The 25,525-nt window shown below is 71.8% G+C and carries 21 protein-coding genes and 1 riboswitch; of the genes, 11 read left to right on the top strand and 10 right to left on the bottom strand.

Going from position 1 to position 25,525, the window contains the following annotated elements:
- Positions 1-42: 42 nt before the first annotated feature.
- Genes ACIQWG_RS30270 through ACIQWG_RS30255 form a run of 4 tightly spaced genes read right to left on the bottom strand, consistent with a single transcriptional unit; the run spans position 43 to position 5,075 of the window.
- The gene (locus ACIQWG_RS30270; protein ID WP_404101416.1) at positions 43-978 is read right to left on the bottom strand and encodes an LD-carboxypeptidase; all 936 of its coding nucleotides are present in this window, start codon (positions 976-978) and stop codon (positions 43-45) included.
- Positions 975-2,939, bottom strand: coding sequence for a prolyl oligopeptidase family serine peptidase (locus ACIQWG_RS30265; protein WP_404101414.1), 1,965 nt, complete (start codon positions 2,937-2,939; stop codon positions 975-977). Before ACIQWG_RS30265 ends, ACIQWG_RS30270 begins: the two co-directional genes overlap by 4 nt.
- A gap of 5 nt (positions 2,940-2,944) precedes the next feature.
- Positions 2,945-4,249, bottom strand: a complete 1,305-nt coding sequence (locus ACIQWG_RS30260) for a M20/M25/M40 family metallo-hydrolase (protein WP_404101412.1) — start codon at positions 4,247-4,249, stop codon at positions 2,945-2,947.
- Positions 4,242-5,075, bottom strand: a complete 834-nt coding sequence (locus tag ACIQWG_RS30255) for a M55 family metallopeptidase (protein WP_404101410.1) — start codon at positions 5,073-5,075, stop codon at positions 4,242-4,244. The genes ACIQWG_RS30260 and ACIQWG_RS30255 overlap by 8 nt, the downstream gene beginning before the upstream one ends.
- A gap of 78 nt (positions 5,076-5,153) precedes the next feature.
- Positions 5,154-5,362: riboswitch (cobalamin riboswitch) on the top strand.
- 29 nt (positions 5,363-5,391) lie between these two features.
- Between ACIQWG_RS30255 and ACIQWG_RS30250 the strand changes: the two genes are divergently transcribed.
- From ACIQWG_RS30250 to ACIQWG_RS30225, 6 genes are all read left to right on the top strand, one after another.
- Positions 5,392-6,093 carry an energy-coupling factor ABC transporter permease gene (locus tag ACIQWG_RS30250; protein WP_404101408.1) on the top strand — a complete coding sequence of 234 codons (702 nt, stop codon included), beginning with the start codon at positions 5,392-5,394 and terminating at the stop codon, positions 6,091-6,093.
- Positions 6,090-6,440 carry an energy-coupling factor ABC transporter substrate-binding protein gene (locus tag ACIQWG_RS30245; RefSeq protein WP_404101406.1) on the top strand — a complete coding sequence of 117 codons (351 nt, stop codon included), beginning with the start codon at positions 6,090-6,092 and terminating at the stop codon, positions 6,438-6,440. The genes ACIQWG_RS30250 and ACIQWG_RS30245 overlap by 4 nt, the downstream gene beginning before the upstream one ends.
- A 6-nt stretch (positions 6,441-6,446) precedes the next feature.
- Complete coding sequence (cbiQ, locus tag ACIQWG_RS30240; protein ID WP_404101404.1) at positions 6,447-7,196, top strand: cobalt ECF transporter T component CbiQ; 750 nt, start codon at positions 6,447-6,449, stop codon at positions 7,194-7,196.
- Positions 7,193-8,059 (top strand): energy-coupling factor ABC transporter ATP-binding protein, encoded by an 867-nt coding sequence (locus ACIQWG_RS30235; protein WP_404101402.1) that lies wholly within the window; start codon positions 7,193-7,195, stop codon positions 8,057-8,059. The genes cbiQ and ACIQWG_RS30235 overlap by 4 nt, the downstream gene beginning before the upstream one ends.
- Positions 8,060-8,172: 113 nt before the next feature.
- Positions 8,173-9,669: an APC family permease gene (locus tag ACIQWG_RS30230; RefSeq protein WP_404101400.1), complete on the top strand. Its 1,497-nt coding sequence runs from the start codon at positions 8,173-8,175 to the stop codon at positions 9,667-9,669.
- Positions 9,670-9,671: 2 nt separating this feature from the next.
- Entirely contained in the window at positions 9,672-10,088 is a 417-nt protein-coding gene (locus ACIQWG_RS30225) for a universal stress protein (RefSeq protein WP_404101398.1), read from the top strand.
- A 13-nt stretch (positions 10,089-10,101) separates the two neighbouring features.
- Here the strand turns inward: ACIQWG_RS30225 and ACIQWG_RS30220 are convergent, their stop codons facing one another.
- A complete protein-coding gene (locus ACIQWG_RS30220) occupies positions 10,102-11,895 on the bottom strand; it encodes an FAD-binding dehydrogenase (protein WP_404101396.1) in 1,794 nt (597 codons plus the stop codon).
- A 252-nt stretch (positions 11,896-12,147) separates the two neighbouring features.
- Entirely contained in the window at positions 12,148-12,627 is a 480-nt protein-coding gene (locus tag ACIQWG_RS30215; RefSeq protein ID WP_404101394.1) for an HIT family protein, read from the bottom strand.
- Between the two features lie 167 nt (positions 12,628-12,794).
- Here ACIQWG_RS30215 and ACIQWG_RS30210 point away from each other — a divergent pair, with 167 nt between their 5' ends.
- Both ACIQWG_RS30210 and ACIQWG_RS30205 read left to right on the top strand, forming a co-directional pair.
- Positions 12,795-13,313 (top strand): hypothetical protein, encoded by a 519-nt coding sequence (locus tag ACIQWG_RS30210; RefSeq protein WP_404101392.1) that lies wholly within the window; start codon positions 12,795-12,797, stop codon positions 13,311-13,313.
- Positions 13,314-13,327: 14 nt separating this feature from the next.
- Complete coding sequence (locus tag ACIQWG_RS30205) at positions 13,328-15,463, top strand: immunoglobulin I-set domain protein (RefSeq protein WP_404101390.1); 2,136 nt, start codon at positions 13,328-13,330, stop codon at positions 15,461-15,463.
- A gap of 62 nt (positions 15,464-15,525) precedes the next feature.
- On the opposite strand, the gene ACIQWG_RS30200 is transcribed toward ACIQWG_RS30205, so the two are convergent.
- From ACIQWG_RS30200 to ACIQWG_RS30185, 4 genes are all read right to left on the bottom strand, one after another.
- Positions 15,526-16,251 carry a class I SAM-dependent methyltransferase gene (locus tag ACIQWG_RS30200; RefSeq protein ID WP_404101388.1) on the bottom strand — a complete coding sequence of 242 codons (726 nt, stop codon included), beginning with the start codon at positions 16,249-16,251 and terminating at the stop codon, positions 15,526-15,528.
- A gap of 154 nt (positions 16,252-16,405) precedes the next feature.
- Positions 16,406-18,880: a SpoIIE family protein phosphatase gene (locus ACIQWG_RS30195; RefSeq protein WP_404101386.1), complete on the bottom strand. Its 2,475-nt coding sequence runs from the start codon at positions 18,878-18,880 to the stop codon at positions 16,406-16,408.
- A 187-nt stretch (positions 18,881-19,067) separates the two neighbouring features.
- The gene (locus ACIQWG_RS30190) at positions 19,068-21,455 is read right to left on the bottom strand and encodes an MFS transporter (protein WP_404101384.1); all 2,388 of its coding nucleotides are present in this window, start codon (positions 21,453-21,455) and stop codon (positions 19,068-19,070) included.
- A gap of 180 nt (positions 21,456-21,635) precedes the next feature.
- Positions 21,636-22,079, bottom strand: coding sequence for an SRPBCC family protein (locus ACIQWG_RS30185; protein WP_404101382.1), 444 nt, complete (start codon positions 22,077-22,079; stop codon positions 21,636-21,638).
- 191 nt (positions 22,080-22,270) lie between these two features.
- Here ACIQWG_RS30185 and ACIQWG_RS30180 point away from each other — a divergent pair, with 191 nt between their 5' ends.
- From ACIQWG_RS30180 to ACIQWG_RS30170, 3 genes are all read left to right on the top strand, one after another.
- On the top strand, positions 22,271-23,308 hold the full coding sequence (locus tag ACIQWG_RS30180) for an Rv2578c family radical SAM protein (protein ID WP_404101380.1): 1,038 nt from the start codon (positions 22,271-22,273) through the stop codon (positions 23,306-23,308).
- 134 nt (positions 23,309-23,442) lie between these two features.
- Positions 23,443-25,026, top strand: coding sequence for an alpha/beta hydrolase (locus ACIQWG_RS30175; RefSeq protein ID WP_404101379.1), 1,584 nt, complete (start codon positions 23,443-23,445; stop codon positions 25,024-25,026).
- A 62-nt stretch (positions 25,027-25,088) separates the two neighbouring features.
- Complete coding sequence (locus tag ACIQWG_RS30170) at positions 25,089-25,487, top strand: RidA family protein (protein WP_404101378.1); 399 nt, start codon at positions 25,089-25,091, stop codon at positions 25,485-25,487.
- Positions 25,488-25,525 lie beyond the last annotated feature (38 nt).

The raw sequence follows: 25,525 nt of genomic DNA, 5'->3' as shown, positions 1-25,525 counted from the left end.
GCCGTGACGGAGGTTTCTTGACGGAGATTCAGTGAACGGCGCTCAGCGCAGCGCGGGCTCGTCGAGCGTCAACGTGCCCGCGTCGGCGTCGAGTTCGGCACTCACGCCGAAGGGAATCGTCAGCGCACCCTCACAGTGCCCGAACCCGAACTCCTCCACAACGGGCACACCGAGGCCACCCAGTCGGTCGAGGAACAGCGCACGCAGGCGCTCGTACGGCCCGCACTCCTGCCAGGAGCCGAGCAGCACGCCGCGCACGCCGTCGAGCACGCCGGCGCGCAGCAGCTGGGTGAGACAGCGGTCGAGCCGGTAGGTCTCCTCGCCCACGTCTTCAAGGCAGAGCAGTCCGCCGGCCGCGGAGGTCCGGGCTCCCGGGGTGCCCGCCTCGGCGGCGAGCAGGGTGAGGCAGCCGCCGAGGGTGACCCCGCGGGCCCGGCCCGGGACCAGTGCGGCGCCGGTGGAGGTGATGACCCGCACCGACTCCGGCTCGAACAGCGTGGCCCTCAGATGCTCCTGCGCCCGCGCGTTCTTGACGAAGTCGACGCCGGCCGCCATCGGCCCGTGGAGCGTGGCCAGGCCCAGCCGGCCGGCGAACGCCTCGTGCAGCACGGTGATGTCGCTGAAGCCGACGAACGCCTTCGGCCCGGCCGCGGCCATCGCGTCCCAGTCCAGCAGGTCGACCATCCGCTGCACGCCGTAGCCGCCCCGGGCGCACAGCACGGCGTCCACGGCCGGGTCGCACCAGGCGTTCTGGAGGTCGGCGGCCCGGTCGGCGTCCGTACCGGCGAGGTAGCCGAACGCGCCGTGCCGGTCCAGCACATGGGGCGCCACCACCGGGTCGAGGTCCCACCCGCGCAGCACGTCGAGGCCGGCCTGGAGCCGCTCCTCGGGCACCGGCCCGCTGGGCGCGACGACCGCCACCCGGGCGCCGGGGGCCAGCCGGGTGGGCCGCGCCAAGGGCCCTGCGGGTCGGTTCACTTGGCGAGCTCCAGGTGCGGGATGCCGGGCGGGTTCAGGCCGAACACCTGGGCGTACAGGGAGAGTTCGGATTCCAGTACCCGGACCGTCGTCTCGGCCCGCCGGAATCCGTGCCCCTCCCCCTCGAAGGCGATGTAGGCGTGCGGCACCCGGCGCCCCGCCAACCGGGCCAGGAACCGCTCGCACTGGGCGGGCGGGCAGATCACGTCGTCCAGGCCCTGCAACAGCAGGAACGGCACGGTGAGACGGTCGGCGTGCGCCGCGGGCGAGCGTTCGGCGTAGCGCGCCGGCACCTCGTCGAGGGGGCCGACCAGCGACTCCAGGTACCGCGACTCGAAGTCATGGGTCTCGCCCGTGCCCCAGCCGGTCAGGTCGAGGATCGGGTAGAGGATCGTGCCGCAGGCGAAGACGTCGGTGGTGGTGAGCGAGGCGGCGGTGGTCCAGCCGCCGGCGCTGCCGCCCCGTACGGCGAGCCGGCTCCGGTCGGCGGTGCCCTCGTCGGCGAGGGCGAGCGCGACGGCCGCGCAGTCCTCGACGTCGACCACGCCCCACTGCTCGCGCAGCCGGTCGCGGTACTCCCGCCCGTACCCGCTGGAGCCGCCGTAGTTGACCTCGGCGACGCCGATGCCGCGCGAGGTGAAGTAGGCGATGGCCAGGTCGAGCACGAGGGGCGCCCGGTCGGTGGGGCCGCCGTGCGCCCAAATGACGTACGGCGGCGGGGTGTCGGCGGGGGCGACGCAACCGGGGTGGTGCGGCGGGTAGATGTGCGCGTGGATGTCGTCGCCGGCGGGACCGGTGAAGGTGCGGATCTGCGGCTCGGGGTAGTAGGCGGGGTCCACCGCGTCGTCGTGCGCGGCCCCGACCACCCGGGACCGTCCGGTGCAGGTGTCCAGCTCGACCACCTCGTAGGCGCTGCGCGGACTCGCGCCGACGGCGATCACCCGGTCGCCGTGCACCGCGAGCGTGGGCGCGAACTCGGTCCAGGGGCCGGCCGCGTCGACGATCTCGCCGGTCTCGGGGTCGAGGATCCCGAGGGCCGTCGAGCCGCGGCCGTGCACCACCGCCACGAGTCCGCTCGCCAGCGGGGCGAACCAGCGCAGCCCCAGTTTCCACAGCGGGCCGCCGAACTCCTCCTCGCGCGGGCAGAGGGGTTCGCCGTCCCGGTACAGGTTCCACCAGCCGCCGCGGTCGCTGGTGTACAGCAGCCGGCCGTCGGCCGACCAGTCGACCTGGGCGATCGACTCCCGCGGCCCACCGGCGACGATCCGCCGGCCGGCCAGGCTGCCGTCGGCGCCGACATCGGCGACCAGCAGTTCCGTGCCGTCCCACGGCATCCGGGGATGGTCCCAGGCGAGCCATGCCGCGCGCCGTCCGTCCGGCGAGATCCGCGCCCCGGTGACGAACCGGTACCGGTCGTCGGTGAGTTCGCGTACGGCGTCCCGGTCCTCGGCCGCCGAGCCGTCCAGCGGGACCGCGGCCAGGACGCGCCGCACATCCGTCGGCCCCTCCCCCGTGAACTCCTCCAGCACGCACCACACTTCACCGAGGTCGAGCCGCAACTGCGGCTCCACCCAGCGCAGTCCGCCGCCCACCTCGGACACGGGAGTGAGCGGACGCGGCTCGCCGCCCTCCTCGTACCGGTGCAGGCGCTGATCGGCGAAGTCGACGAAGACGACGAGCGGGCGGCCGTCGACCATCGCACCGGCCCACGGCTGCCCGCCGTACTCGACGACCCGGCTGCGCACGTTCCACGGCGGGGGCAGGACGGACTCCTCGGTGCCGTCGGCGCCGCGCCGTACCAGCGTGCGCCGTCCGGCCTCCGTGGGCCGCGGCTCGATCCACCACGCCTCGTCACCCACGAACCCGACGTACTCGGGCCGCCCGTCGTGCGCCGCGGCGACGGCGGCGTCGATGGGCGAGGGCCAGGAACCGTACGCCAGCGTCCGCACTGTCTCCCCCACTCCGGTCAGGCCGTGCGCAGAAAGCGGTCGAGTACCCGCACACCGAAGTGCAGTGCCTCGACCGGCACCCGTTCGTCGACGCCGTGGAACATGGCCCCGTAGTCGTAGCCCTCCGGCAGCCGCAGCGGTGAGAAGCCGTAACCGGTGATGCCGAGCCGCGAGAACTGCTTGGCGTCGGTGCCGCCGGGCATGCAGTACGGCACCGTGTGCCCCTCGGGCGCGAACTCCTCGACGGCGGCGCGCATCTTTGCGTACGTCGGCGAGTCGAGCGGTGACTGGAGGGCCACTTCGCGGTGGTGGAACTCCCAGTCGACGTCCGGGCCGGTCAGTTCGTCGATGGTCGCGCGGAACTCGTCCTCGAAGCCGGGCAGGAACCGGCCGTCGACGTGGGCCACGGCCTCCCCCGGGATCACGTTGACCTTGTAACCGGCGTCCAGCATGGTCGGGTTGGCGCTGTTGCGGACGGTGGCCTCCACGAGCTTGGCCGCCGGGCCGAGCTTCTCCAGCAGTCCGTCCACGTCGTCGAGGTCGGCGTCGAGGCCGTGCAGCGCGGCGAGTTCGACGAGGGCGGCGCGGACCGTGGGGGTCAGGCGGACCGGCCACTCGTGGGCGCCGATCCGGGTGACGGCGGCGGCGATGCGGGTCACCGCGTTCTCCCGGTTGGGCCGGGAGCCGTGCGCGGCCCGCCCGCGTGCCGTGAGCTTCAGCCAGCCGGTGCCGCGCTCTCCGGCCGCGAGGGGGTAGATCTGCCGCCCGCTGCCGTCGTGGACGGTGAACGCGCCCGACTCGCCGATGCCCTCGGTGCAGCCCTCGAACAGCGCGGCGTGCCGGTCCGCGAGAAAGCCGGAGCCGTCCGCGGCGCTCGCCTCCTCGTCGGCGGTGAACGCGATCACGACGTCCCGGCGGGGCCGTAGGCCCTCGCGCGCCCAGGCCCGCACGACGGAGAGGATCATCGCGTCCATGTTCTTCATGTCGACGGCGCCCCGGCCCCACACGACGCCGTCGCGGATCTCCCCGGAGAAGGGGTGCACGCTCCACTCGTCAGCCCACGCGGGCACCACGTCCAGATGACCATGGACGAGCAGCGCGTCCGCCGAGGGGTCGGTTCCCTCGACGCGGGCGACCACGTTCGTGCGGCCCTTGACGCGCTCCAGCAGGGTGGGCTCCAGGCCCGCCTCCGCCAGCCGCGCGGCGGCGTACTCGGCGGCGGGGCGCTCCTGGCAGTCGCCGCCCCCGCGATTGGTCGTGTCGATGCGAATGAGGTCGGAAGTGAACGTAACGACCTCGTCCAGCGCCTGCCCGTCAGCCATACTGCTCCTCCACCGCGGCCGAGACGATCGTGGTGACCGCCTTGAAGGTACGGATTCCCTCGTACATACGCTCGCTGGTGTACGCCACCTTTCGCTCGCCGATACGTTCGACGCCCGGGACGACGGTGGCGGCCATCGCGAGGTGCTCGGCGTCGAACTCCACGGCCACGGTGAACGGGCCACCGTGTACCGGCTGCTGACGGACCGCCAGCCCGGCCGCCTCCTTCGCCGCCGCGCGGATGTCGGCGGCGGTCCTGGCCGGCGTACGGCACACGGCGGCGTACCGCGAGACATGGTCCTTGACAGCGACCTTCAGTGCCTCGGGCGCATATCCCAGCGCGTCCTCGCAGGCCACGTCGTCGCCGGTGACGAGGACGACGGGCACGCCGTACTCCGCGACGACGTGCGCGTTGAGCAGCCCCTCGCTCGCCCGTACGTCGTTCAGCCACACCCCTGTGATCGAGTTCGCCAGGTAGGTGTGGGCGAGGACACCTTCCATGCCGGCGCCGGCGTGGTAGCCGACGAACGCGATGCCGTCCACGTCGCCGTGCTGGACGCCCTCGACCATGGACAGCGACTTGTGCCGGCCGGTGAGCATCTCGGCCCGCTCGTCGAGCCGTTCGAGCAGCAGATTGCGCATGGTCCAGTGCGCCTCATTGATGACGACGTCGTCGGCGCCGCCGTCGAAGAATCCCCTTACCGCGGCATTGACGTCCGAGGTGAACATCCCCCGGCACCGCTCCCACTGCGGCGTGCCGGGCAGAACGTCCGCCGGCCAGGTCACACCGGTGGCGCCCTCCATGTCGGCGCTGATGAGGATCTTCATGCTCCGTCACGTTACGCGCCCGCGCCGGAACCCGCCACGAAGCGGACGAACGCCGCTTTCACGCCGCCGAGGCGTGCTTGTCAGCCACTGTGTCCGGGCACTACTGTCACCACGCCTTGGTGAACGGGAAATCCGGTGTGATGCCGGTGCGGCCCTCGCCACTGTGAATCGGGAAGTCCGGCTCCAGCCCGCACGGGCAAGCCACTGGGTCCTCGGACCCGGGAAGGCGGAGCACGGGCGTGTGGTACCCGTCAGCCAGGAGACCGGCCAAGGCGCGTCAACCATCCACGAGGTGCTGGAGAGGGTCTGCTGAGCCATGCACATAGCCGAGGGTTTCCTCCCGCCGGCGCACGCGGTCGCCTGGGGCGTCGCGTCCGCTCCGTTCGTCGTCCACGGAGTCCGTTCACTCACCCGTGAGGTCAGGGAGCACCCCGAGAGCACGCTGCTCCTCGGCGCCTCCGGAGCCTTCACGTTCGTCCTGTCCGCCCTGAAGCTGCCGTCGGTGACCGGCAGCTGCTCGCATCCCACCGGCACCGGACTGGGCGCCATCCTCTTCCGGCCGCCGATCATGGCGGTCCTGGGCACCATCACCCTGCTCTTCCAGGCGCTGCTGCTCGCGCACGGCGGCCTGACCACGCTCGGCGCCAACGTCTTCTCGATGGCGATCGTCGGACCCTGGGCCGGGTACGCGATCTACAAACTGCTGCGGCGCTACGACGTGCCACTGATGGTCGCCGTGTTCTTCGGGGCGTTCGTCGCCGACCTGTCCACCTACTGCGTGACCAGCGTCCAGCTGGCGCTCGCCTTCCCCGACCCGAGCAGCGGCTTCCTCGGCGCGCTCGGCAAGTTCGGCTCCATCTTCGCCGTCACCCAGATCCCGCTCGCGGTGAGCGAGGGCCTGCTCACGGTGCTCGTGATGCGGCTGCTGGTGCAGTCCAGCAAGGGCGAACTGACCCGGCTGGGCGTGCTCCTCGCCGGCAAGCGGACCCGCACCGAGACGGAGGCCGTGGCCCGATGAAGAAGAACACGAAGATCAACCTTCTGCTGCTGCTCGTGGTGGCCGCGCTGGCCGTGCTGCCCCTGGCACTCGGTCTCGGCGACCACAAGGAGGAGCCGTTCGCGGGCGCCGACGCCGAGGCGGAGACCGCGATCACCGAGATCGAGCCGGACTACGAGCCCTGGTTCACACCGCTGTACGAGCCGCCTTCCGGCGAGATCGAGTCGGCGCTGTTCGCGGTCCAGGCGGCCCTCGGCGCCGGTGTTCTCGCCTACTACTTCGGGCTGCACCGGGGACGGCGGCAGGGCGAGGAGCGGGCGCTGGAGCAGGCACCGGCCGGCGAGGAGCCGAAGGCCGACAAGGTCTGACGCATCATGCTGCCGATCGACGCGGCGGCGCACAGCAGTCGCTGGCGCCGCCGTCACCCCGTGGACAAGGCCGTGCTCGGGCTCGGTCTCACCGTCCTCGCGATCTCGCTGCCGCCCTGGCCGGGCGCCGCGCTGGTCCTGGTCACCGCGCTCGCGGTGCTGCTGGGCCCGGCGGGCGTTCCCGCGCGCCGGCTGTGGCGCGCCTACCGGGTGCCGCTCGGTTTCTGCGTGACCGGCGCGGCCACCCTGCTGGTCCAGGTCGGCGGCCCGGAGGGCTTCGTGTCCCTCGCCGACGACGGTGGGCTGCGGGCCGGGGAACTGCTGCTGCGGACCTCGGCCGCCTCCCTCGGCGTGCTGCTGTTCGCGTTCACCACGCCGATGTCCGACCTGCTCCCCCGGCTGGTGAAGGCGGGGGTGCCCGCACCCGTGGTCGACGTCGCCCTCGTGACGTACCGCATGAGCTTCCTGCTCCTCGACTCGGTGCGGCGCATCCGGGAGGCCCAGGCCGCGCGCCTCGGGCACACCGGCCGGGCCGCCGAGTGGCGCTCGCTCGCCGGGCTCGGCGCCACTGCCTTCGTGCGGGCGTTCGACCGGGCCACCCGGCTCCAGGCCGGGCTCGCCGGGCGCGGCTACGACGGCACGCTGCGCGTCCTGGTGCCGCGGGCCCGGGTCTCCGTCCCCTTCACGGCCGCCAGTTGCGTGCTGCTCGCGGCGCTGGTCGCCCTCACTCTCGTACTGGAGAAGGCCCTGCCATGAGCGAGCCCACCGCCCTGGTCGCCCTGCGAGGCGCCTCCTACGCCTACGAGGACGGCCCCGTCGTACTCAGCGGCCTCGACTTCGACGTGTCCGAGGGGCGCGCGCTGGCGCTGCTGGGCCGCAACGGCAGTGGCAAGACCACGCTGATGCGGCTGCTCAGCGGCGGGCTCCGGCCGCACGCGGGCCGGTTGACGGTGGAGGGTGCGCCGGTCACGTACCACCGCAAGGGGCTGACCCGGCTCAGGACGACCGTCCAGCTGGTGGTGCAGGACCCCGACGACCAGCTGTTCGCCGCGTCCGTCGCCCAGGACGTCTCCTTCGGCCCGCTGAACCTGGGTCTGCCCGACGCCGAGGTACGGGCACGGGTCGACGAGGCGCTCGCCGCCCTGGACATCAGCGCGCTGGCCGACCGGCCCACGCATCTGCTGTCGTACGGGCAGCGCAAGCGCACCGCCATCGCCGGGGCGGTCGCCATGCGTCCGCGCGTGCTGATCCTCGACGAACCGACCGCCGGGCTCGACCCCGACGGCCAGGAGCGCCTGCTCGCCACCCTCGACCAGCTGCGCGCGGGCGGCACGACGGTGGTGATGGCCACCCATGACGTCGACCTCGCCCTGCGGTGGGCCGACGACGCGGCGCTGCTGACCCCGTCCGGCGTGCGCACCGGTCCGGCGCCGGCGATGCTGGCCCGCACCGACCTCCTCCGGCAGGCCGGCCTGCGGCTGCCCTGGGGCGTGGCGGCGACCCGGCTGCTGCGCGCACAGGGGCTGCTGGACGACACGGCGCCCGGTCCACGCGACGCGGAGGAGCTCGCGGCCCTGACGCCGGCGCACACCACGCGCGCGCTCCCGGCCGACGGCTGAGACGGGTCGCCGTTGGGCACACGGGTGATGTCTTCCGCGACCGCGCAGCAAAGGCGGGGCGGTCCACACGGTTGCCTGTTTCATGAGGTCACGAGCGACCGAAGTGAGGCAGCATGGCCGACGGCACCATGGACACCCGCCCGCCCGAAGGGCTGAAGGCCGACGCGATCGGGTTCCTCGACGCACTCGTGATCGGCCTCAACGCCACCTCGCCCGCGTACTCGCTGGCCGCGGCCATCGGACCGGTCGTTGCCCTGGTGGGCGTCTACGCACCGGGCGTCATGCTCGCGTCCTTCGTCCCGATGCTGCTGATCGCGTCGGCGTTCTACTACCTCAACAAGGTCGACCAGGACTGCGGGACGACCTTCTCGTGGGTCACCCGGGCGATGGGCCCGTGGGCGGGCTGGCTCGGCGGGTGGGCCATCGCGATGACCGGCGTCCTGGTCGTCGGCTCGCTGGCGGACGTGGCGGTGACCTTCTTCCTGCTCGCCGTCGGGCTCGACAGCTGGGTGGACAACGAATTCGTCCGCCAGCTGCTGACGGTGCTGGTCATCCTGGTGATGACGGCGGTGTGTGTCATCGGCACCGAGGTGTCGGCCCGGGTGCAGAACACCCTCATCCTCGCGCAGGTCGCCTGTCTGCTGGCGTTCGCCGTGGTGGCGCTCTACCGGGTCTACGCCGACACCGGCACCCTCGACTCCGTCGATCCGGAGATCGGCTGGCTCGACCCCTTCGGCGCGGGAGGCGCCGAGCTGACGGCGGGTCTGCTGCTGGGCGTGTTCATCTACTGGGGCTGGGAATCGGCGGTCAACCTCACCGAGGAGGTCGAGAACTCGGCCACCGCTCCCGGCGAGGCGGGCGTCTGGTCGACGGTCATCCTGCTGGTGACCTATGTGTCGGTCGCGATCGCGGTGGTGGCCTACGCCGGGCCGGCGTTCCTGTCGGAGAACGCCGCGGAGGAGGAGTTCATCTTCGCCCTGCTGGCCGACGAGGCGATGGGCGGCTGGGACTGGGTGGTGCTGCTGGCGGTGTCCACCTCCGGGCTGGCGTCCACGCAGACGACGATCATCCCCGCCTCGCGCACCGCGCTGTCCATGGCCCGCCGGCACGCGCTGCCCTCCCACTTCGGGCACATCAACCCGCGGTTCCGCACCCCCGACGTGAGCACGTGGTGGGTCGCGGGCATCGCCATCGCCTGGTATCTCGTGGTCCGGCAGATCAGCGAGAACGCCCTGTTCGACTCGCTGACCGCGCTGTCCCTGCTGATCGCGTTCTACTACGCGCTCACCGGCATCGCCTGCGCGGTCTACTACCGGCGTCATCTCACCGAGAGCGTGCACAACTTCCTGCTGATCGGCCTCGGCCCGCTGATCGGCGCCGGGCTGCTCGTCTGGCTGCTGGTCGAGTCGATCGGAGACATGGCCGACCCGGCCAACTCCTACAGCGGTGTCTCGTGGTTCGGGCTGGGCCCGCCGCTGGTCATCGGCATCGGCATCGCTCTCGCGGGTGTGGTCCTCATGATCGTGTGGCGTCTGATGGCCCCGGCCTTCTGGTCGGCACGCCCGGAGGTGGCCGACCCCGATCTCGTACACGGCGACAAGGAGCACTGAAGATGCCGATCGTTCTCGGATACGACGAGTCCCCGGGCGCGGTCCGCGCGCTGCACGTCGCCATCGAGGTGTCGGCGGCGTTCGGCGAGCCGCTCGTGCTGGTCTACGGCGCGGCGGCGCCCGGCTCCGTCGGCGAGGAGTACACCGCGCACCGCGACGCCGTCCAGGAGGTCGGACGCACCGCCCTGGCGCACGCCGTCGCGGTGGCGGACGAGGCCGGTGTGCGGACCACCGTCGAGGTCCTCGACCAGAAGCCGGCGGAGGCGCTGATCGACGCCGCGACGCGCCACGGGGCCAGGTGCATCGTGGTCGGCAGCTGGGGTGAGAGCCCGCTGCGCGGTGCCCTGCTGGGCTCCACACCCCACAAACTGCTGCATCTGGCCCGCACCCCGGTCCTGTGTGTGCCCACCGAGCCGTAGGGACGGTCGGTTCTCAGGTCGCGGTGGCCTGCGCCGCCGCCCGGCCGGCCTGGCGCCCCGAGAAGAGGCAGCCGCCGAGGAAGGTGCCCTCCAGCGAGCGGTAGCCGTGGACGCCGCCGCCGCCGAAGCCGGCCACCTCGCCGGCCGCGTACAGACCGGCGATCGGGGTGCCGGAGGCGTCCAGGACCCGGCCGGAGAGGTCGGTCTGGAGGCCGCCGAGGGTCTTGCGGGTGAGGATGTTGAGGCGTACGGCGATCAGGGGGCCGGCGGCGGGGTCGAGGATCTTGTGAATGGCCGCCGTGCGGCTGAGCGTGTCCCCGGGGTAGGCGAGCGCGTTGCGGATGCCCATGACCTGGACGTCCTTGGTGTAGGGGTTGTCGATCTCGCGGTCGCGGGCCTCGATCTGCCGTTGCAGGGCGGCGAGTTCGATGAGGTTGTCGCCGGTCAGTCTGTTCATGCCGGTGACGAGTTCGGGCAGTGTCTTGGCGACGACGAAGTCCTCGCCCTTCTCCTTGAACCGCTCGATCGGTTCCGGGGTCTGCCAGATGCGGGAGAGCAGCTTCCAGATGTTCTTTTCCGTCAGGTCCGGGTTCTGCTCGGAACCGGACAGCGCGAACTCCTTGGCGATGATCTTCTGGGTGGTGACGAACCAGGAGTAGTCGTAGCCGCTGTCGCTGATCGACTTCAGGGTGTGCAGGGTGTCGTAGCCCGGGATGTCGGGGCTGGAGAAACGCTTGCCGGTGGCGTCGAACCACATCGAGGACGGGCCGGGCAGGATGCGGATGCCGTGGCCGGGCCAGATCGGGTCGTAGTTCTTCAGACCCTCGGTGTAGTGCCACATGCGGTCGGGGTTGACGATCCGGCCGCCCGCGCGCTCGGTTATCGCCAGCATGCGTCCGTCGACATGCGCGGGTACGCCAGTGATCATGGACTTGGGCGGGGTGCCGAGCCGGGCGGGCCAGTTGGCGCGTACGAGGTCGTGGTTGGCGCCGATACCGCCGGAGGTGACGACCACCACGGGGGCGTTGAGCTCGAACTCGCCCACCACCGTGCGGGAGCTGGGCTTGCCCCGGGCCGCGTCGCTGGGTGCCAGGACGGCTCCGCGCACGCCGGTGACGGCACCGCCGGTGACGATCAAATCGTCCACCCGGTGCCGGAACTTGAACGTCACCCGCTTGTCCGCCACGGCCGCCCGGACCTTCTTCTCGAACGGCTCGACCACGGCGGGGCCGGTCCCCCAGGTGACGTGGAAGCGCGGCACCGAATTGCCGTGCCCGTCGGCCAGACCCCCGCCGCGCTCGGCCCAGCCGACGATCGGGAACCACTGCATGCCTAGCCCGGACAGCCAGGCCCGCTTCTCCTCGGAGGCGAAGTCCACATACGCCTGGGCCCACTTGTAGGCCCAGTGGTCCGGTCCCTTGGGGTCGTCGATGCCGCGGTCGAAGCCGGCCGTGCCCAGCCAGTCCTGCCAGGCGAGGTCGTGCGAGTCCTTGACGCCCATCAGGCGCTGCTCGGCGGAGTCGACGAAGAACAGTCCGCCGAAGGACCAGAACGCCTGTCCGCCGAGACTGGCCTCCGGCTCCTGGTCCAGCAGCAGCACCTTGCGTCCGGCCGCCGCCAGTTCGGCCGTGGCGACCAGCCCGGCGAGGCCGTGACCGACGACGATGGCGTCCGCGTCCGACGCCCCGGCCGAGGCCGCGAACGCCGGAAACGGTGCCTGCGCGAGAGCGGCACCGGCGAGCACCCCGCCGGCGACGGTGAGAGCACGCCGACGGGTGATCGCGCCGGGAACTGAGGAGTTCTCCATGAGCTGCCTTCCGGAAAAATGCGCACGCGCAGGCGCGCAAGGGACGGGAGACGCAAAGAGGTACCCCTGCGACAGCAGGGGTGTTACCGACGGTAGCCCAGGAGTTCTCGGGGTCGCCAGAGTGCCGCAAAGGTGAACTTCCCCTGGGGAGGGGGGACTTCTTGGGGGGGGTGGGGCGGGTGCTTCCCGCGGGGAGGTGACGTCGGGGACGGTGAATCCCGCCCACGGGGTGGCGTCCCACGGACCGCACCGTCAGAACCCCGAACGCAACCGATCCAGTTCACCCCCGATCGCAGCGCGCAGCGCATCATGCCGCGGTCCGAGCCGGAACCGCTCCTCGGCCCACCGGTCACTCGGATACAGCCACACCGGCTTGCCCACCAGCTCCGCCGGCTCCCACTCGAATCGCGGCCAGACATGCGCGTGCAGGAACGGGTCGGTGTTGCCCAGGATTTCCAGGTTGACCCGGCGGAAGCCGGGGTCCAGCCGTGCGCAGGCCCGCTCGACCGCTTCCCCCAGCCGGTCCATGTCCGACAAAAACGCGAGCCGCTCGACCCTCGGCAGGTCGGACAGCCGTTGAACGCCCGGGTCGTCCGTGAGCAGAACCGAGTACCCGGGCAGGAACTGCACGTCGCCGATCACCGCGAAGCCGGAGTCCAGGCGTCGCAGCACGGTCGGGTTCTCGCCGCGCAGGGCGGCCCCGATGCGGTCCGCCCGCCAGTCGCCGTTCACGGCCCGAGCGTACCCGCGGACTCCGGGCCGGCTCCCTCAACTGCGTTCTACCAAAGAGCCGTTGGCGGTCCTTTGCTCTCCATTGACAAAAACCGTTGGTCAGTATTTAGGTTAGCCTTACCTAAGTCCAACTGCCTTGGGTTCCCAGCAGAAAGGTCCAGCTCCTCATGAGATCCCTCCGCGCCGCGCTCACCGTCGCCGCCGCCTCCGCCCTGACCCTGGCCCTCGCCACCTCGGCCTCCGCCGCCACTTCCACCCGGACGGTCACCGACGGCGGCACGACGTACAACCTGTCGCTCACCGCCCCGGCCACGGCCGCCGCCGCGGGCCAGGTCATCAGCGTGTCCGGCAGCGGCTACAACACCGGCCAGGGCATCTACGTCAGCCTGTGCGTGGTCGACGGGGCGCAGGGCGCGAACAAGCCCACCCCCTGCCTCGGCGGTCAGGACGAGAGCGGCTCGACCGGCGCCTCGCACTGGGTGAACAACACCTTCGGCGGCATGTTCGCCAACAGCTCCAAGTTCGGCTCGGGCGGCACCTTCACCGTGCAGATCTACGTCAAGGCCACCCTCGACGACGGCAGCGTCTGCGGCGAGGACGTCGAGTGCGCGGTCGTGACGCGCGCGGACCACTTCGACAGCGAGGACCGCAAGTACGACGTCCACGTCCCGATCACCTTCCAGTGAGCCCAGGAACCCCCATGGTGCACAGACGACCGGCGGCGCTCCTCGGCGCCGCCGCGCTCGTGGCCGCCTCGATCGCGGCCTTCGCCGCCGTCGGCCCGGCCGCACGGGCCTCCGACACCCCGAGAACCGCCCTCGGCAAGGACGGCCAGAAACTCACCGTCTCCGCCTCCGCGGACCTCGCCCCCGACGGCGAGACGCTGCGCGTCACCGGCTCCGGCTACGACGCGACGAAGGCCGTCTATGTCGCCCTGTGCAAGGACAACGGCGACAACCGCGTGCCCACCCCCTGCCTCGGCGGCGCCGACCAGAGCGGCACCGGCACCTCCTCGCAGTGGATCGTCCCCGAGGGCGACGAGTACGCCGGCGACCTGGCCGTCACCTGGGGCGCCGGCGGCACCTTCGACGTCGAGATCGCCGTCAGGGCCGAGGACGCGAGCCTGGACTGCGCCGAGGTCGCCTGCTCGGTCGTCACCCGCGTCGACCACCGCAACCCCGGCGACCGCTCCCAGGACGTCCGTGTCCCCGTCACCTTCGTGGGACAGGACCCCGGGGACAGCGACGGCGGCGAGGGCGTGGACGTGCCGCCGGGCACCGTCCGCTACGCGAAGACGGCCGAGTTCACGACCGCCGGCCGCCCGCTGGACCTGCTGCTGCACCCCGACTCGGGGAAACTGTACGTAGGTTCGGACAACGTCCCCGACACCGCGGACGTAGCCGAACAGGGCCTGTACGCCATCGACCCCAAGGACGGCGAGGTACTCGGCCACGTCCAGCAGGCACCGGGGTCCAACGGCGCGCTCGCGGCCCGCGTGGTCCGCTGGATCGCCGCCCCGCTGGCCGGCGACGGCGTCGCCTTCCACTACCCCCTGCGCGGCCTGGGCACCGCGAGAGACGGGGACACGGTCGCGCGGGGCGTGTGGCTGACCGGCGGCACGGTCACCGGTGTCGGCCCCGGCACGGACGCCTCCACCGTGCTCGTCGCGCAGGGCGCCACGCTGTCCCGGGTCGAGACCGCGACCGGCGCGGTCGAGAAGACCGCCACCCTCGCCGGCGGCGGGGTCCTCGGCGTGGACACCGCCCGCGGCGTCGCCTGGTCGGCCGACCCCACCGGCGGGAAGCTGTACCGCGTCGACACCCACTCCCTCGCCGTCACCGCCACCGTCGAACTCCCGGCCGCTTCCGTCTACTTCGTCGAGACGGACCCGCTGACCGGCCATGTCTGGGTGGGCAGTTCGTACGACGTGCTCGTCTTCGACCAGGACGGCAAGCCGTTGGCCGAGCTCACCGGCGTGGACCGGGCCACCGCGATGGCCTTCGACCGGGCCACCGGCGAGGCTTTCGTGCTGCGCGAGGACTGGGGCACCGCCGAGGACGGCGCGGACGGCGTCGGCGCCCTGGAGGTCTACGACAGCGCCACGGCCGAGCAGGCCGCCGAGCCGGTCGCCCTGCCCGGCAGCCGCGCCGGCGCCTACGCGGGCGTCGCCGTGGCCCCCGGCGCCACGTCCGTGTATGTCACCGACCAGGCCGAGAGCGAGGTCGTCAGGCTCGACCGCCGGGTCTCCCCGAAGGTCGTCCAGTCCCCCACCGACCAGTCCGTGGCGGCCGGCGACGAGGTCACCCTCGTCGCCGCGGCCGAGGGCACCCCGGAGCCCACAGCCCGCTGGCAGGTCAGCCCCGACGGCGGGCAGACCTGGTCCACGGTCGAGGACGCGGCACGGAACACGTACTCCTTCACCGCGAAGACGGCGCAGGACGGTTACCGCTACCGTGCCGAGTTCACGAACTCCGTGGGAACGACCAGGACTTCACCGATCACGCTGACCGTCACCGAGCCCGACGACGGCGACGAAGGCGGTACGCAGACACCGAGCGGCGAGCCGTCCCCCGTCGGCACGGACCCGGTGGACACGGACGACGACGGCACCGGTGGCACGGGCGGCGACGGCGGTTCGGGCCCTGGTACGGGCACGGCGGACGGCGGTACCGGTACGGCGGCCTCCACCACCGGCGGATCCGGCGCCAGCGGCACCTCGGCGGCAGGAGGCAGTCTCGCCTCGACCGGCGTGACCGTGCTGTCCGTCACCGCGCTGGCAGCAGCCCTGCTCGCCGCCGGCTGGACGGCGTACCGCAAGGGTCGTAGCGCCAACTGAACGACGTGGACCGGGCGTTGGCCCTCCGGGCGGGCAAGGAGCCACCCGGAGGGCCGTGCTCGTCACGCCGTGCGGCCCGCCACCATCCACTTCGACGGCAGCTCGATGCGGGCGCCGTCGGGGCCGTACTCCGTTGTGGTCAGCGGCAGTTCGCCGCTCGCGATGACCGTGAGACCGGCCGCGCGCAGATACTCGGGCACCGAGGCGTCGGCGACCTCGCCGGGGGCGATGCCGTGCCGGAAGACGGGTGCGAGCTTCGGCGGCGGGCCCGACGGGCTCTGCGCGAGGCCCATGAGGACGGGCTTGGCCGACTCCGAGAGTTCGACGAGGAAGACCCGGCCGCGCTCGCCGACCAGCGTCGCCATCCCGTTCACCATCAGCTGCCGGTCGTCGGGCTCGGCCTGGTGCAGCACGCCCCGCATATAGATGTTGGTGTCGCCGAGCTCGGCGTGCAGCGTCTCGGCCTCGGTCTTCTCCACGGCGTCGAACTGCCGGTAGGTCGCCTGCCCGGCGGGGTCGGAGCGGCGGGCGTGCTCGACGGCCTCGACGGACAGGTCGGCCCCGACGACGCGCGGGAAGCGCTCGGCGAGAAAGCGGGTCTGAGTGCCGTTGCCGCAGCCCAGGTCCACCATCGGCAGACCAGGATCGGTCAGATGCGGCTCGAAGAGGGCCAGATGGCGTCCGGCGGTCAGGGCAGGCTCGGCGTCCCAGAACACCTCCCCCTGTTCCTCGGGGGCTTCACGCCAGAAGCCCTCCCAGGCCTCCCGGTACCGATTCGTCACGCTCATGACCGACTCCCCAGGTAGCGATCGCGCCCCGTCGTGAAGTGACGGGCGAGTACGGTCTATCGCGGCGTGGTTTCGGCCACAAGCGCGCGGCGCATACCTTCACTCCGCATTCGACAGCCGCACGCCGTCGTACGCCCGTTTGGGGCGCACGAGGTCAGCGGCGCGGGAGTGTGAGTTCGAACCAGACGGTCTTGCCGGTGTTCGTCCGGCTGGTGCCCCACTCGCGTGCGAGCGTGCTCACCACCCGCAGCCCGCGTCCGGACTCGTCGAGCGGGGCGGCGTTCAGCAGGGTCGGCAGGTCGTGGTCGTCGTCGTCCACCTCGCACAGCAGGGTGTCGCCGCGGACGAGGCGCAGCTCGACCGGCCTCCCGTGGGAGTGCCGTACGGCATTGGTGACCAGTTCGCTGACCAGCAGTTCGGCGGTGTCCGCGAGGCGGGACAGACCCCACTCGTGCAGCTGCTCGCGGACGACGGCGCGGGCCCGGCCGACCTCCGCCGGGTCGAGGCCGATCCGCCGTTCGGCGACGTCCTGCGGTTCGATGCCGTTCAGACGGGCCATCAGCAGGGCCACGTCGTCCTTGCGGCCGCCGCGGGTGTTCAGGGCGCGGATGATCGTGTCGCAGGCGTCGTCCATGGACGCGGCCGGGTGGGCGGCGGACTCGCACAGGGTCGCGAGGCCGACACCGATGTCTTCGCCGCGCACCTCGACCAGGCCGTCGGTGCACATCACGATCCGGTCGCCGGGCTCCACACGCACACGCACCGCCTCGAAGGGCACCCCGCCGACGCCGATCGGCGCGCCCGTGGGCAGGTCGAGGAGTTCGCTGCGCCCGTCGTCGGCGCGGACCAGGACGGGCGGGATGTGACCGGCGTTGGCGATCAGCAGTTCGCTCGCGATCGGGTCGTAGACGGCGTACAGGCAGGTCGCCAGGTAGGTGTCGCCCAGGCGTTGGGCGAGGTCGTCGAGGTTGCGCAGGAGCTGTGCGGGCGGCAGGTCGAGGGCGGCCATGGTCTGCACCGCCGTGCGCAACTGGCCCATCATGGCTGCCGAGTTGAGGCCGTGTCCCATGACGTCGCCGACGACGAGCGCGGTGCGGGCGCCGGGCAGTTTGACGGAGTCGAACCAGTCACCGCCGACCCGCCCCAGCAACGTGCCCGGCAGATAGCGGGTGGCGATGTCGCAGCCCGCCATGCGCGGCGGGATGTGCGGCAGCATGCTGTCCTGGAGGGTCTCGGCGACGCTCTCCTGGTAGGTGTACATGCGGGCGTTGTCGAGCACGAGGCCCGCGCGGGCGGCGAGTTCGGCGCCGGTGACGCGGTCCATGTCGTTGAACTCGACGCGCGACGGGTGGCGCAGCAGGATCATGAAGCCGAGTACGACATTGCGTGCCTTGAGCGGGACCACCAGCATGGAGCGGCCGGTGATCAGCGGCCGGATGTCGCGCTTCTCGAACTGCGAGGCGATGGCGTGGCCCATCTGCTCGCTGATGCGCGGCACGAGCACGGGCTCTCCGCTGGTCATGCACTGGAAGAACGGGGTGTGCGCCGGGAAGGGCATGGCCTCGCCGACGGGTACGACGTCGTCCCAGCGACCGGGTTCGTCGGTGTGTTCGAGGGACACTCGGTGCCACATGGTGGTCGTGTCCGGCACGCCTTCGGGGAATCCCTCGCCGGCGACGACCTGTTCGCGCAGGTAGGTGCCGGCGACATCGGTGAAGCGGGGCACGACGGCCCTGCTGACCTCGATGATGGTCCGCGCCAGATCGAGGGAGGTGCCGATGCGGCCGCTGACCTCGTTGAGGAATTCGAGGCGCTCCCGTACGGCGGCGTACTCCAGGTCCTCGACCTCGTCGACGTCGGCCGAGGCCATGGGCGAGCCCAGGGCGGCGGCCTGTGCGGCCTGCTCGCGGCGGGCCCTGCGCTCCACACGCCGGGGCACACCCCAGTCGGGGGTGACGGGCACCCGGTCGCTCTGGCTGAACTCCAGGACCGGATAGCCCAGTTCGAGGATCTGCCCGACGATCCGGGCGCCCTCCTCGACGCTCATGCTGGGGAGGATGTCGGGGAGCCTGCGGGCGAGTTCCTCGGCGCCGGGAAAGTCGGTGTGCAGGGCGAAGCCGGGGGCAACGCGCTCGTAGCCGAGGTCGTCGTCGCGGTCCTCCTGCTGGAGGCGGCCCACGTCGGCGCCGAGCACGAGCATCCGCTCCGGGCCGGGTCCCACCAGCGGGTAGGCCCACCACAGCACGTCGACGCGGTTGCTCCCCTGCCCTGCGGGCGGGCGGACGCCCATCTCGTCCCGCTCGGGCACGGTGATGCGGGCGCGGCCGGCGGCGGGGTAGTACAGCCGTCCGTCGAGGGACGTCTCGAGGTCGTGGCCGAGTCCGTCGTACGCCGAGTAGGCCCCGTACAGCGAGATGTCGTCGTCCTCGGGCAGCGCGCCGGAGACGGGCAGCAGGTCGACCGCCGGGCGACCGATCGCGTCCTCCTTGGCGGCGCCGAACAGACGGCGTGCGCCGGAGCTCCAGTGGGAGACGAGGCCCTCGCGGTCCACGACGACCACAGCCAGCGGGATACGTCCGGACACGGCGTGTTCCGTCACCGCGCCGTCCCTCTCGGTGCCACGGTCCATGGCCCAGGCCCTCTCTCCCCAAGGCTCCGCAAGATCTGCGCGCCCACACCACCGTACGGCTCCCGGCCGTGATGGTGTGCGGCAATACGGGAATTGATGTGACGGGACAACAACGATGGCCGGGGGTGCGGAAGTTCCCGCCAAGCCCGCGTCCGCGCAGTCCAGCCCGTGTGCGCGGGCGGCGGTGTCAGTCCTCGTGCCCCAGCTGAAGATCGCGTTCCGTTCGGCCTCCGCCGGCGACCTGGAGGACGGTGGCGACCGGTGGGTAACCAGCGGCGATGACGGTGTACTCGCCGGTGGACAGGTCGGCGAACCGGAAGGTGCCGTCGGGGCCCGTGGTGAGGGTGTCCAGCACGTTGCCGGCCGCGTCGAGCAGCGTCACGCGCGCGTCCTCGACGGGCCGCCCGCCGCCCGCCCGAACCGTGCCGCGCAGCAGGGCGCCGCCGGCGAGTTCGATGTCCTGGCGGGTCTCGCGGGCCGCCTTGACGGTGACGGGCACGGCGGCGGGGCGGAAGGCCGGCGCGCTCGCGGCGAGGGTGTACTCGCCGGCGACCAGTTCGGTGATGACGTAGCCCCCCTCGCGTCCGCCGCGGGTGGTGGCGACGACCTCGCCCTGGACGTTGGTGAGCGTGACGGTGGCGTCGACGGGTGTGCCGTCCGGGGTGAGCACCCTTCCGGCGAGGCGTCCGGCGCCGCCGAGGACGATGTCCAGTTCGACGGGGCGTTCGCCGACGCTCACGGTGACGGCCTGCGGCTGGTGGCCGCCGGCCGCGGCGATCATGACGTACGTCCCCGGGCCGGGCGTGGCCAGCGCGTACCGCCCGTCCTCGCCGCTCGCGCCGCGTCCGACCTGCTGCCCGGCGATGTCGATGAGCGTGAGTGCCGCGCGCGGTACGACGGTTCCGTCGGGGTGCTGCACGGTGCCGTGGACGGGGACGCCGGCCATGTGCGGTGAACGGGCCGGGGGGATCTGGGTGTTCACCGGCGTCGGTTCCGTCTCGGAGGCCGGGGCGTTGTGGGACACCAGTGGTTTCTCCTTGAGGAAGAAGGCGATGAGCAGGCCGAGCACGAGCACCGGCACGAGGTAGAGGAAGATCCTCGGCATGGCGTCGGCGTAGGCCTGGATGTAGGCGTCGCGCAGCGCCGGGGGCAGAGAGTGGACGAGCTGCGGGGTGATGGACTCGGCGTCGGGCATGCCGGCGCCGGCGTGCGCGGGCAGTCGTTCGGCCAGCGCGTCGGTGAGCCGGTCGGCGAACAGGGTGCCGAAGATCGCCGCGCCGACGCTGCCGCCGATCTGCCGGAAGTAGTTGTTGGCGCTGGTGGCGGTGCCGAGGTCGGCGGGGCGCACGGAGTTCTGCACGGCGAGGATCAGGACCGGCATCACCATGCCGATGCCGGCGCCCAGTACGGCCATCCACAGGCTGTAGTGCAGCCGGGGTGTGTCGGTCTCCAGCCGGGAGAGCAGCCACATGCCGACGGCGGAGAGGGCGGTGCCGAGCACTGGGTAGATCTTGTAGCGGCCGGTGTGGCTGATGAGTTGGCCGCCGACGATCGAGGCGCCGACGATGCCGCCCATCATCGGCAGCATCAGCAGGCCCGACTCGGTGGCCGTGGCCCCGTCGACCATCTGGAGGTAGGTCGGCAGATAGCTGGCGGCGCCGAACAGGGCGACGCCGACCACGAGGCCCACCAGGCCGGTGACGTTGAAGACGGAGTCCCGGAACAGCCTGAGCGGGATGAGGGGTTCGGGCGCGAAATGCTCGGTGACCAGGAAGAGCACGGTGGCGACGGCGGCGCCCGCGCCGAGGCCGAGGATGACGCGGTCGTCCCAGGCGTACTCGATGCCGCCCCAGCTGGTGAGCAGGACGAGGCAGGTGGAGGCGGCGGCGAGCAGCAGGCAGCCGACGATGTCGAGCCGCGCCCTGGTCTCGGGCTTCGGGAGTTTCAGCACGACGGCCACGACGGCCAGGGTGACCAGGCCGAAGGGGACGTTGATGTAGAAGCACCACCGCCAGGAGAGGTGGTCGGTGAAGTAGCCGCCCAGCAGGGGCCCCGCGACCGAGGCGAGGCCGAAGGCGGCACCGATCAGGCCCATGAAGCGCCCGCGCTCACGGGGCGGCACGATGTCCGCGATGATCGCCTGGACGCCGATCATGAGCCCGCCGGCGCCGACGCCCTGGACCGCTCGGTAGGCGATCAGCTGGTCCATGGTCCCGGCCCGCCCGGCGAGCGCGGAACCGACGACGAAGACGACGATCGCGAACTGGAAGACGCCCTTGCGGCCGAGCAGGTCGCCGAGCTTGCCGTAGATCGGCAGGCCGACGGTCGCGGTGAGCAGGTAGGCGGTGATCGCCCAGGACATCCGGTCCAGGCCGTGCAGCTCGCCGACGATCTTCGGCAGCGCGGTGGCGACGATCATCTGCTCCAGCGCGGCCAGCAGCAGCGCGAGCATCAGCGCGAAGAAGATCAACCGGACTCGGCGTGGGCCGAGTTCGGCCGTGGGTGCCGGTACGGGAGTGGGGACGTCCGGGGCCGCCGCGGCCGGTTCGTCCTGTACCAGAGTGCTCCCGCCCACGTACCGCTCCCCTCGTCGCGCTGCTGCACAATTCCCGCGTAAGCGAACAACTACGAGCAAGCGCGACGAGTTACGGAACAGGGTCGGACGAGGATGAGATCCACTCGATCCGGTGAGGCGATCAACGACCGCCCGGGGACAGCGGGTTGAAGAGATCTTCGTCCGGTGCGGTCGGCGGCCCTACTTCTCGACCTCGGTGGCGAGCTTGGTGAGCACCTCGTCGTAGATGCGGCCGAGACCCTTGGGGGCGAAGGTCTTCTCGAAGAAGCCGCCGATGCCGCCGGCGCCCTGCCAGGTGGTCGTGACGACGACCCGGGACTTGCCCTCGCCGGCCGGGGTGACCCGCCAGACGGTGACCATGGAGGAGTTGCGGTCCTTCTCGACGAGCTCGCCGTCGGTGGGCTCGCTGACCTCCAGGAGGCAGTCGCGTACGCGCTTGCTGGTGGCCTGGAGCTTCCAGTGGACGAGGGTGCCCTCGCCGTCGCCGCCCTCGCGCACCTCGTATTCGCTGAAGTGCTCGGGCAGCAGCCGCTGCCGGGTGCCGCTGTAGTCGGCGAGGGCGTCGAACACCTTCTCCGCGTCCGCCGCGACGACCCGCTCCGTAGTGGCCTCGACCTGCGCCATTGACTTCCTCCAGGACCAGAGTTCTCGGGGTTGGGGCAAGCCAACCACCCCGCTCCCGGCCCGCCCAAATCGGGGTCCCGAACTGTTCCCCGAAGCGGTCGCACAGTGATCGAAAACGAAGGGCGGAGATAGGTCGCACGATCAAGGGAACATGTGTTCTATTGTGAGGGCAGTGCCAACGAGGAGGCGTCATGCGCTGGGAGAACCTCACCCTGGAGTCCGACCACAGCCGGGCCGACTCCGCGCTGTTCGGCGCGGACGCCGTGGTCACCCGTACCTTCGACACGCCCGAGTTCGCCGGGATCACGTTCCACGAGATCCGGGCCCGCTCGATCATCAACCGGGTCCCGGGCGCCTCGCGGATGCCCTTCGAGTGGACCGTCAACCCCTATCGGGGCTGCTCGCACGCGTGCGTGTACTGCTTCGCCCGCAAGACCCACAGCTATCTCGACCTCGACACGGGCCTCGGCTTCGACTCCCAGATCGTGGTCAAGGTGAACGCGCCGGAGCTGCTGCGCCGCCAGCTCTCCTCGCGCCGCTGGCAGGGCGAGCACATAGCGATGGGCACGAACGTCGACTGCTACCAGCGCGCGGAGGGCCGCTACCGGCTGATGCCGGGCATCCTCGGCGCCCTGCGCGACCACGCCAACCCCTACTCGATCCTCACCAAGGGCACGCTGATCCTGCGCGACCTGGAGCTGCTGAAGCAGTCCGCCGAGGTGACGGACGTCGGCATCTCCGTCTCGGTCGGCTTCACCGATCCCGAGCTGTGGCGCACCGTGGAGCCGGGCACGCCCGCTCCCGAGCGGCGGCTGGACGTCGTACGGACCCTGAGCGAGCACGGGCTCGGGTGCGGGGTGCTGATGGCGCCGGTGATTCCCTTCCTGAGCGACCAGCCGGCCCAACTGCGGGCGACCGTGCGGGCGATCGCCGCCTCCGGTGCCACGTCGGTCACCCCGCTGGTGCTGCATCTGCGGCCCGGCGCCCGTGAGTGGTTCATGGCCTGGCTGGGGCGCGAGCACCCGTATCTGGTACGCCGCTACGAGCGGCTGTACGCGGACGGCGCCTACGCGCCGAAGTGGTACCAGCGCCGGATCACCCGCCAGGTCCACGATCTGGCGCAGGAGTACGGCATCGGCCCCACGCGCGCGGGGATGCCCCGGCGGATCCCCGAGCCCGAGCCGGCCGAGTCCCCGGCGACGGAACCGACCCAACTCACGCTCATCTGAGAGCATTCGAGCGCTTCCCTCGGCCCAATCGGGTCAAGTCCAGACAGAACAAGTTCTTCCGGGCGTCCATACCGGGACTATGCGGCCGGGACCGTGAACACCCGCGGTCCGCCCCTCCGTCCTGGGAGGACCCCATGGGAAAACGCGCAGCCCTACTGTGCGGCGCCGCCGTCCTCGTGGCCGGGGCCGTGACGGCCGCCCCCGCCCAGGCGCGCACCACGCACCCCGCCGAATCCGCTCCCGCCGCGCGCCTCGCCTGGAAGAAGTGCGGGACCGCGAAATATCCGAAGCTCCAGTGCGCGTTCTTGAAGGTGCCGCTCGACCACGCCCGTCCGCGCGGGCGGCAGATCACCCTCGCGCTGTCCCGTGTCCCGCACACCGCGAAGAAGTATCAGGGCCCGCTGCTGGTCAACCCCGGCGGTCCCGGCGGCAGCGGGCTCACCCTCGCCGGATTCGTCGCCTCCGCGCTGCCCAAGGCGGTGGCGGCCCAGTACGACGTCATCGGGTTCGACCCGCGCGGGGTCGGCAAGAGCAAGCCGGCGCTGAACTGCGCCCCCGGCCATTTCTCCCCGGTACGCCCCGACTCCGTCCCGAGCACCGCGCGCGTCGAGCGGGCCAACCTGCTGCGCGCCAGGTCCTTCGCGCGGGCCTGTGCGAAGAAGTACCCGGATGTGCTGCCGTACATCGACACGGTCGGCGCGGTGCGGGACATGGACCGGATCCGTGCGGCGCTCGGCGCGCGGACGATCAGCTACTTCGGCTACTCGTACGGCACCTACCTCGGCGCGGTCTACGCCAAGCTCTTCCCGGAGCGGGTGCGGCGCGCGGTGCTGGACTCGGTCGTGGATCCGACCGGCGTCTGGTACGACGACAACCTCGCGCAGGACGTCGCCTTCGACGACCGGCACCGGGCCTTCCTGGCCTGGGTCGCCCGGCACGACGCGACCTACCGGCTCGGCACCGATCCGGCGCGGGTCGAGGCCAAGTGGTACGCGCTGCGGACGGCGCTGGCCAGGAAGCCGGCCGGCCGGAAGGTCGGGGCCTCCGAACTGGAGGACACCTTCCTGCCCGGCGGCTACTACAACGGCTACTGGCCCTATCTCGCGGAGGCCTTCGCGGAGTACGTGAACAAGAGGAACGCCGAGCCGCTGATCGAGGCGTACGAGAACTTCGGCGCCTCCGACGCGTCCGACGAGAACGGCTACAGCGTCTACACCGCCGTGCAGTGCCGGGACGCCGCCTGGCCGCGTCGATGGGACCGGTGGCGCACGGACAACCGGGCCGTGTACAAGAAGGCGCCCTTCATGACCTGGAACAACGCCTGGTACAACGCGCCGTGCGCGTTCTGGCCGACGAACTCGCTGCGCTCGGTGGACGTCGCCAACGACAAGCTGCCGCCGGTCCTGCTGTTCCAGGCGACCGACGACGCCGCCACCCCGTACCAGGGCGCCGTCACGGTCCACCGGCGGCTGGCCCGTTCCAGCCTCGTGGTGGAGCGCGGCGGCGGCAACCACGCCGTCACGCTGGGCGGGAACGCCTGCCTGGACAAGCACCTCGCGGCGTACCTGACCGACGGCACGGTGCCGCGCGGGACGGGGACGGTCGACGCGGTGTGCAAGGCGCAGCCCGATCCGAAGCCGCTGAGCGCCAAGGCCAAGACCAAGGCGTTGGTGTCGCAGGGGGCCGAACTGCGTGAACTGATCGGGTTCCGCCCTTGAGCGCCCGCACCGCCTGACCGCCCGTCGGGGGCGTTGTCAGTGCCGTGGTCCACGATGGACGCATGAGTGAGCTGACCAGGATTCCCGCCCCCGACGGGGTCGCCCCCGCCGCGCAGTACTCGCATGTCGTGCTCGGCACGGGCCGTTTCGTCGCCGTCTCCGGCCAGGTCGCCCTGGACGGGGCCGGCGAGCTCGTCGGCGAGGGCGACCCGGCGGCTCAGGCCCGCCAGGTCTTCGCGAACCTCGGGCGCTGCCTGGCCGCGGCGGGCGCGACCTTCGAGGACGTCGTCAAACTCACCTACTTCGTCACGGACATGGCCCATATGCCGGCCGTCCGCGCGGCCCGCGCCGCGCACATACCCGACGACCGGCTGCCGGCCGCTTCCGCGGTCCAGGTCGCCGGACTGGTCAGGCCGGAGTTCCTGATGGAGGTGGAGGCGTTCGCGGTGCTGCCGGGTTAACGGGAGGCCGACCCGAGTGAGTGGAGCCTAGGGTCCCG

This window comes from Streptomyces sp. NPDC098781, from assembly GCF_044759995.1.
Lineage (GTDB): Bacteria > Actinomycetota > Actinomycetes > Streptomycetales > Streptomycetaceae > Streptomyces.
The sequence above is the reverse complement of the archived record's forward strand: the minus strand, read 5'-3'. Positions and strand labels throughout refer to the sequence as shown.

Excerpts from the sequence above, each read along its gene's own strand:
- ACIQWG_RS30260 (WP_404101412.1), bottom strand. The coding sequence starts at position 4,249 with ATGGCTGACGGGCAGGCGCTGGACGAGGTCGTTACGTTCACTTCCGAC.
- ACIQWG_RS30255 (WP_404101410.1), bottom strand. The coding sequence starts at position 5,075 with ATGAAGATCCTCATCAGCGCCGACATGGAGGGCGCCACCGGTGTGACC.
- ACIQWG_RS30250 (WP_404101408.1), top strand. The coding sequence starts at position 5,392 with ATGCACATAGCCGAGGGTTTCCTCCCGCCGGCGCACGCGGTCGCCTGG.
- ACIQWG_RS30245 (WP_404101406.1), top strand. The coding sequence starts at position 6,090 with ATGAAGAAGAACACGAAGATCAACCTTCTGCTGCTGCTCGTGGTGGCC.
- cbiQ (WP_404101404.1), top strand. The coding sequence starts at position 6,447 with ATGCTGCCGATCGACGCGGCGGCGCACAGCAGTCGCTGGCGCCGCCGT.
- ACIQWG_RS30235 (WP_404101402.1), top strand. The coding sequence starts at position 7,193 with ATGAGCGAGCCCACCGCCCTGGTCGCCCTGCGAGGCGCCTCCTACGCC.
- ACIQWG_RS30230 (WP_404101400.1), top strand. The coding sequence starts at position 8,173 with ATGGCCGACGGCACCATGGACACCCGCCCGCCCGAAGGGCTGAAGGCC.
- ACIQWG_RS30225 (WP_404101398.1), top strand. The coding sequence starts at position 9,672 with ATGCCGATCGTTCTCGGATACGACGAGTCCCCGGGCGCGGTCCGCGCG.
- ACIQWG_RS30220 (WP_404101396.1), bottom strand. The coding sequence starts at position 11,895 with ATGGAGAACTCCTCAGTTCCCGGCGCGATCACCCGTCGGCGTGCTCTC.
- ACIQWG_RS30210 (WP_404101392.1), top strand. The coding sequence starts at position 12,795 with ATGAGATCCCTCCGCGCCGCGCTCACCGTCGCCGCCGCCTCCGCCCTG.
- ACIQWG_RS30205 (WP_404101390.1), top strand. The coding sequence starts at position 13,328 with ATGGTGCACAGACGACCGGCGGCGCTCCTCGGCGCCGCCGCGCTCGTG.
- ACIQWG_RS30200 (WP_404101388.1), bottom strand. The coding sequence starts at position 16,251 with ATGAGCGTGACGAATCGGTACCGGGAGGCCTGGGAGGGCTTCTGGCGT.
- ACIQWG_RS30195 (WP_404101386.1), bottom strand. The coding sequence starts at position 18,880 with ATGGACCGTGGCACCGAGAGGGACGGCGCGGTGACGGAACACGCCGTG.
- ACIQWG_RS30185 (WP_404101382.1), bottom strand. The coding sequence starts at position 22,079 with ATGGCGCAGGTCGAGGCCACTACGGAGCGGGTCGTCGCGGCGGACGCG.
- ACIQWG_RS30180 (WP_404101380.1), top strand. The coding sequence starts at position 22,271 with ATGCGCTGGGAGAACCTCACCCTGGAGTCCGACCACAGCCGGGCCGAC.
- ACIQWG_RS30175 (WP_404101379.1), top strand. The coding sequence starts at position 23,443 with ATGGGAAAACGCGCAGCCCTACTGTGCGGCGCCGCCGTCCTCGTGGCC.
- ACIQWG_RS30170 (WP_404101378.1), top strand. The coding sequence starts at position 25,089 with ATGAGTGAGCTGACCAGGATTCCCGCCCCCGACGGGGTCGCCCCCGCC.